Source organism: Trichloromonas sp. (assembly GCF_041583255.1).
Taxonomy (GTDB): domain Bacteria; phylum Desulfobacterota; class Desulfuromonadia; order Desulfuromonadales; family Trichloromonadaceae; genus Trichloromonas.
Genome location: NZ_JBFHGD010000215.1, coordinates 1 through 5,505, shown reverse-complemented (window position 1 = coordinate 5,505; position 5,505 = coordinate 1). Strand labels below are relative to the sequence as shown.

Genomic DNA, 5,505 nt, shown 5'->3' with positions numbered 1-5,505 from the left:
TCCTGCATGTCGTACATGCCGGCCTGTTTGCCGGCCAGCCAGCCTGCGGCACGGACGGCGCCGCGGGCGAACATGTCGCGGCTCATGGCGCGGTGGGAGATTTCGATGCGCTCGCCCATGCCGATAAAGTAGACGGTGTGCTCGCCGACGATGTCGCCGCCGCGGACGGTCTGCATGCCGATCTCTTCTTTAGTGCGTTCGCCGCACATCCCTTCGCGGTGAAAGTTGGCGACCTGGTTGTAGTCGCGCCCTAAAGCGTCGGCCACCACTTCGCCCATGCGCACGGCGGTGCCGGACGGGGAGTCCTTTTTCTTGTTGTGGTGCAGTTCGACAATCTCGACATCGAAGCCGTCGCCGAGAATCTGAGCCGCTTCCTTGAGCAGTTTGAAGCAGGCGTTGACGCCGACGCTCATGTTGGGGGCGAGCACCACGGGGATGCGGGCGGAAAATACTTCGGCCTGCTTGCGCTGTTCGGGGGTGAATCCGGTCGAGCCGATGACAATCATTTTGCCCATTGCGGCACAGACAGCCATGTTGGCCAGGGTAACTTCAGGAAAGGTGAAGTCGATCAATACGTCGGCATCTTTCAAGGCTTCGGCCAGGTCGCCGCAGATCCTCACGCCGCTCTCGCCGCAGCCGGCAATAAGCCCGGCATCCTGCCCGATCATGTCGTGCCCGGGACGTTCGCAGGCGCCGGCCAGTTTTATCCCGGCGGCTTCTTTGATGGCGGCGATGATGCGTCCGCCCATCCGTCCGGCGGCGCCGGTAACGGCAATCTTGGTCATATGGAATCCTTCATTGTCCGGTGTCGGGGCGCTGCTTGCCGCGCCCCGACGAATTAAATCAGCTTGTAGCTCTTGAGCACGCCCTTGAGCTTTTCGAGGGTAGCCGGCTGCATGTCGACCAACGGCAGGCGGACGTCGGCGCCGCACTTGCCCATCAGGCTGGCTGCGGTTTTCACCGGCACCGGGTTGGATTCGATGAACATGGCGTTGTGGATCTCGAGCATGCTCAGGTGCATCTTGCGAGCGTCGTCCCAGCGGCCCTCCTGGATGGCGGTGACCATCGCTTTAACTTCCTTCGGCATGATGTTGGCGGTGACCGAAATCACCCCTTTGGCACCGCAGGCCATCAGCGGCAGGGTGAGAAAATCGTCGCCGGAGAGGACGTCGATCTTGTCGCCGGCAGCGGCGAGAATTTCGCCGGACTGGGTGATGTTGCCCGAGGCTTCCTTGATCGCCACCACGTTGGCGAATTCGGCCAGGCGGATGGTGGTTTTGGCTTCCATGTTCATGCCGGTGCGGCTGGGGACGTTGTAAAGCACCTGAGGCAGGGCAACGGTTTCGGCGATTTTTTTATAGTGCTGGTACAGCCCTTCCTGCGTCGGTTTGTTGTAGTAGGGGGAGACCAGCAGGACGCCGTCGGCGCCCATTTCTTTGGCATGCTGAGAGAGGGCGATGGCTTCGGCGGTGCTGTTGGAGCCGGTGCCGGCGATGACCGGAACCCGCTTGGCCACCTGCTCGATACAGATTTTAATAACGCGGTCGTGCTCCTCGTAATCGAGGGTAGCCGATTCGCCCGTAGTCCCGCAGGGGACGATGACGTCGGTGCCGCTGGCGATCTGAAACTCGATCAGCTGGCGGTATTTTTCTTCATCAACCAGGCCTTGGGTAGTGAAGGGGGTGATGATGGCGACCATGGAACCTTTAAACATGGTTTTCCTCCAGAATGAAAAATGAAAAGATGGTGCAATCCCCGAAAATTCGTCCGGCGGGAATTCATGATTTTCCGCCGGAAATTAAGTGTAAACGCTGAAAAAACGTATTGGTAGCATACCTGCCTGGCAAAGTCAAAGTTCGTTTGACGACCTCACTGACCCGCTTTCGGCGTGGCTACGACGGCGGACGAGGCGGTACTTTCAAGGCGTGTGTTTCCCCTGTGGAGGACGGTGCGCAGGGTGTAGCTGTAGCGGATACCGTTCTGCAGGCCGAAGTCTTCGAAGGAGGTAACGGTCAGCAACGCATCGTTTACTGGCAGTGACGACAAGATTTCTCCGCTGCTGCGGCGGTACAGGTTGTAGCCGAGAAGCTCCCCGTCAGCGGGGGCGGCGGCCGGTTGCCATTCAAGACGCACCATGCGGTCGTGTGCACTTGCCTGCAGGCCGGCCGGCGCGGCGGCCGGCGTCAGGAACGGCCGGCGGATGGTGGCCGGGGCGCCGTCGCGGTTACGCCGGGTGTAGGCAACCACCTTGTACTGGTAGCCGTAACCCGGTTCAAGGTCGTTGTCCCAGAAGGTCAGGCGGTTCCCCTTGCGTTCGGCGTTTTTAAGGAATTCCAGGTCGATCTGGCGCAGCAGGGTTGAGCTGTCGCGGCACTCGGGGCAGTCGTCTGCAATGTCGTAGCGCATCTTGAGGATGTTGAATCCCTGCAGGTTGGTGAGCGGCGAACCGTCCTGGTTGCTGACGGGGATCTCCCAGTCCAGCTGCATGAGGTTTCCTTGCTGCAGGGCTGCCAGTTTTTCCGGCGCGGCAGGCAGAGGCTGTGCCAGGGGCTTGACCGGGCCCTTCTTGCCGCAGCCGCCGAGGGCTAGCAGCAGGCAGGCAAGCAGGGGGAGCAGGCGATAGATGGTTGCGGCTGGTTTCATGGGTTCCTTGCTTTCCGAATGAATGGTGCCGATAGGGGGCGGCTACGCTTTTCGCTCTGCCCTGGCCCTGGCGATTTCCCGCTCCACTGCCTCGCGCGCGGTGCCGCCGGTGGCGCGGCGGGCGTTGACCGAGGCTTCGAGGGTGACGAAGTCGTAAATGTCTTCGTCGATCAGTTCGGAGAACTGGCGAAACTCCGCGATGCTGAGATCGGGGATGTCCTTGCTGTTCTCGATGCAGTAGCGCACCGTCTTGCCGACCACCTCGTGGGCGTTGCGGAAGGGGAGTCCCTTGCGCACGCAGTAGTCGGCAACATCGGTGGCGGTGGAGAAACCTCGAGCGGCGGCGACCCTCATGTTTTCGGCGCGCACCTTCATCAGGGCGATCATGTCGGCGAAGATTTTAAGCGATCCCTTGACCGTGTCGATGGAATCGAACAGCGGCTCCTTGTCCTCCTGCATGTCCTTGTTATAGGCCAGCGGCAGCGACTTCATCAGGGTCAGCAGGGAGATCAGGTTGCCGTAGACCCGGCCGGTCTTGTCGCGCACCAGTTCGGGAACGTCGGGGTTCTTCTTCTGCGGCATGATCGAGGAGCCGGTACAGAAGGCGTCGGTCAGCTCGATGAAGGCGAAGTCGGCGGAGGACCAGAGGATCAGCTCTTCGGAGAGGCGCGACAGGTGCATCATCAGGATCGAGCTGGCGGCGCAGAACTCGAGGGCGAAGTCGCGGTCGGAAACCGAGTCGAGGCTGTTGCGGGTCACCCCGTCGAAGCCGAGTTGCTCGGCGACGAATTCACGGTCGATGGGGAAGGTGGTGCCGGCCAGCGCCCCGGCTCCCAGCGGCAGCACGTTCATCCGCTTGAGCACGTCGGCCATGCGTCCGGCGTCGCGCTTGGTCATCTCGTAGTAAGCCAGCATGTGGTGGGCGTAGAGGATCGGCTGGGCGGTCTGCAGGTGGGTGTAGCCGGGCATGATGACGCCGAGATTCCCCTCGGCCTGGCTCAGCAGCGACTCCTGCAGCTTGTCGAGGTACACCAGGATCTCTTTCAGCTCGTCGCGCAGGTAGAGGCGCACGTCGAGGGCGACCTGGTCGTTACGCGAGCGGGCGGTGTGCAGCTTGCCGCCGACCGGTCCGATGCGCTCGATGAGCCGGGCCTCGATGTTCATGTGAATGTCTTCGAGGCTGACCTTGAACTCGAAATTCCCCTTCTCGATGTCGGCCAGGATCGACTCGAGTCCGGCCATGATCTGCTGGGCCTCGTCCTTGCTGATGATCCCCTGCTTGGCCAGCATCTTCGCGTGGGCGATGGACCCCTGGATGTCGTAGCGGTACATCCGCTTGTCGAAATCGATCGAAGCGGTGAATTCTTCAACGAACTTGTCGGTCGGCTGGGTGAAGCGGCCGCCCCAGAGCTGGTTTTGTGACATGCGGGTCTCCGTTCTTATCTGCTATCGGTCAAGGGTTGTTGAAATTACTGTAGGCAAAGGCGGTCTCTCGCCCGCCATTGCATCCGCTCGAGAGGCCGATTATACGCTTTTTTGATTACTCCGTCCCGTGCTCTTCGACCCGCTGCCACTGCCCCTGTTCGGGTTGGAAGATGCCGTGTATTTTCAGCGGCACCCGGGTAGTGCGCGGGTCGAGCTCGTGAAACAGGGGGAGGTTGAAATAATAGAGCCTGGCTGCCGTGCCGAAGCGCAGCCGGCAGACCGGCAGCCCGTCGAAATCATCGCTGACGAACTCGGAATTCTCCACCGGGCCGATCTTGTGGCTTTTGTGGATGATAACCGAGGAATGGCCGAAGGTAAAGTGGTCGCTGCCGGGCAGCCCCGTGGTTTCTTCCGAGGTGTTGCAGAAGATCGTGACCGTATCCCGCACCCCCGGGGTGTAGGCCAGGTATTCGCCGTAAAAGCCGTTGACCACATCGCGAAAGGCGCGGTGCTCGGGTTTGGGGTTGCACTCCAGCACGGCCAGCAGGTCGAGGCGCTGCCGGGTCTGAAAAAAGAGCTCGTTGGCCCGATCGATGATGACGCTGATGTTCGACTGGTAGGTGTCCCGGTAAACGTAGTCGAGGCAGATCAGCGACATGAAGTTGAAGCAGGCCGGCTGGCAGCGGAACAGGGGGAAGACTTTGCCGCGATAGAGGTCATGCTGGGAGTCGAGGTGCTCCTCGCCGACGAAGGGGTGGCTCTTGGCCTGCAGAAAGACCCGCAACCGCCCATCCGCCTCCTTGACCGCGGTGACGCTGACGTTGGCCGGGATCTCCTCGATGTCCCCGGCATCGAGATCCTCGGACACCGATGCCAGCGCCTCGGGGTTGTCGGCACGGAACTGGAGCAGCAGGTCGCGGTAGTCGGCGAGCCGGATGTGTTCGACACCGAACATGACGATTGAGTTGGGACGAAATTGCCCGTCGATGATCCGCAGGGTTTCTTCCAGGTGGGCTGCCGGCATGGCCGCTTCCGGAAAGATCAGGAAGTGGCACTTCTTCAGGTTGCCCTTACCCTCGGCGATCAGCTGCAGGATGCTGCGGATCTGCTTCCAGCTCTGCTGCGGATTGACCAGCCGGCAGGCCCAGTCCTTCATGCCGAGCCGGCTGGGGATCTGGCAGACCATGCAGTGCAGGTGATGACCGCGCAGAAAATCGATGTTGAGCTGTTTTTCGACGATGCTGAACATGCGGGTTGTCAGCCGTTCTCGAAGGTGCAGATCTGGGGGAGCTGCTTTTCGCCGGGGAGTTCGTCGGCCGGAACGCGCTGCGGCGGGGCCTGGTCGCCCCAGCCCAGCTCGGGAAAGATCTTGCCGAGAATATACCGGGTCCCGGGAGGAGTTGGATAACCGGAGAGGTCACTCTTGTCGACCCATAC

5 protein-coding genes and 1 pseudogene are annotated in these 5,505 nt (G+C 61.3%); all 6 read right to left on the bottom strand.

All coding sequences use genetic code 11. From position 1 onward, the window contains the following. Window positions 1–785: 4-hydroxy-tetrahydrodipicolinate reductase (gene dapB, locus ABYV89_RS14045; RefSeq protein ID WP_432823570.1), on the bottom strand; the 785-nt coding region annotated here is incomplete at its 3' end. A gap of 53 nt (window positions 786–838) precedes the next feature. Beyond that, complete coding sequence (gene dapA, locus ABYV89_RS14040; protein WP_432823569.1) at window positions 839–1,714, bottom strand: 4-hydroxy-tetrahydrodipicolinate synthase; 876 nt, start codon at window positions 1,712–1,714, stop codon at window positions 839–841. Window positions 1,715–1,869: 155 nt separating this feature from the next. Next, window positions 1,870–2,643, bottom strand: a complete 774-nt coding sequence (locus ABYV89_RS14035) for a fibronectin type III domain-containing protein (protein WP_432823568.1) — start codon at window positions 2,641–2,643, stop codon at window positions 1,870–1,872. A 42-nt stretch (window positions 2,644–2,685) separates the two neighbouring features. Next, a complete protein-coding gene (gene argH / locus ABYV89_RS14030; protein ID WP_432823567.1) occupies window positions 2,686–4,068 on the bottom strand; it encodes an argininosuccinate lyase in 1,383 nt (460 codons plus the stop codon). 115 nt (window positions 4,069–4,183) lie between these two features. Then, window positions 4,184–5,317, bottom strand: a complete 1,134-nt coding sequence (locus ABYV89_RS14025; RefSeq protein WP_432823566.1) for a hypothetical protein — start codon at window positions 5,315–5,317, stop codon at window positions 4,184–4,186. An 8-nt stretch (window positions 5,318–5,325) separates the two neighbouring features. Continuing rightward, a pseudogene (locus ABYV89_RS14020) lies at window positions 5,326–5,505 on the bottom strand (hypothetical protein); the annotation flags it as partial.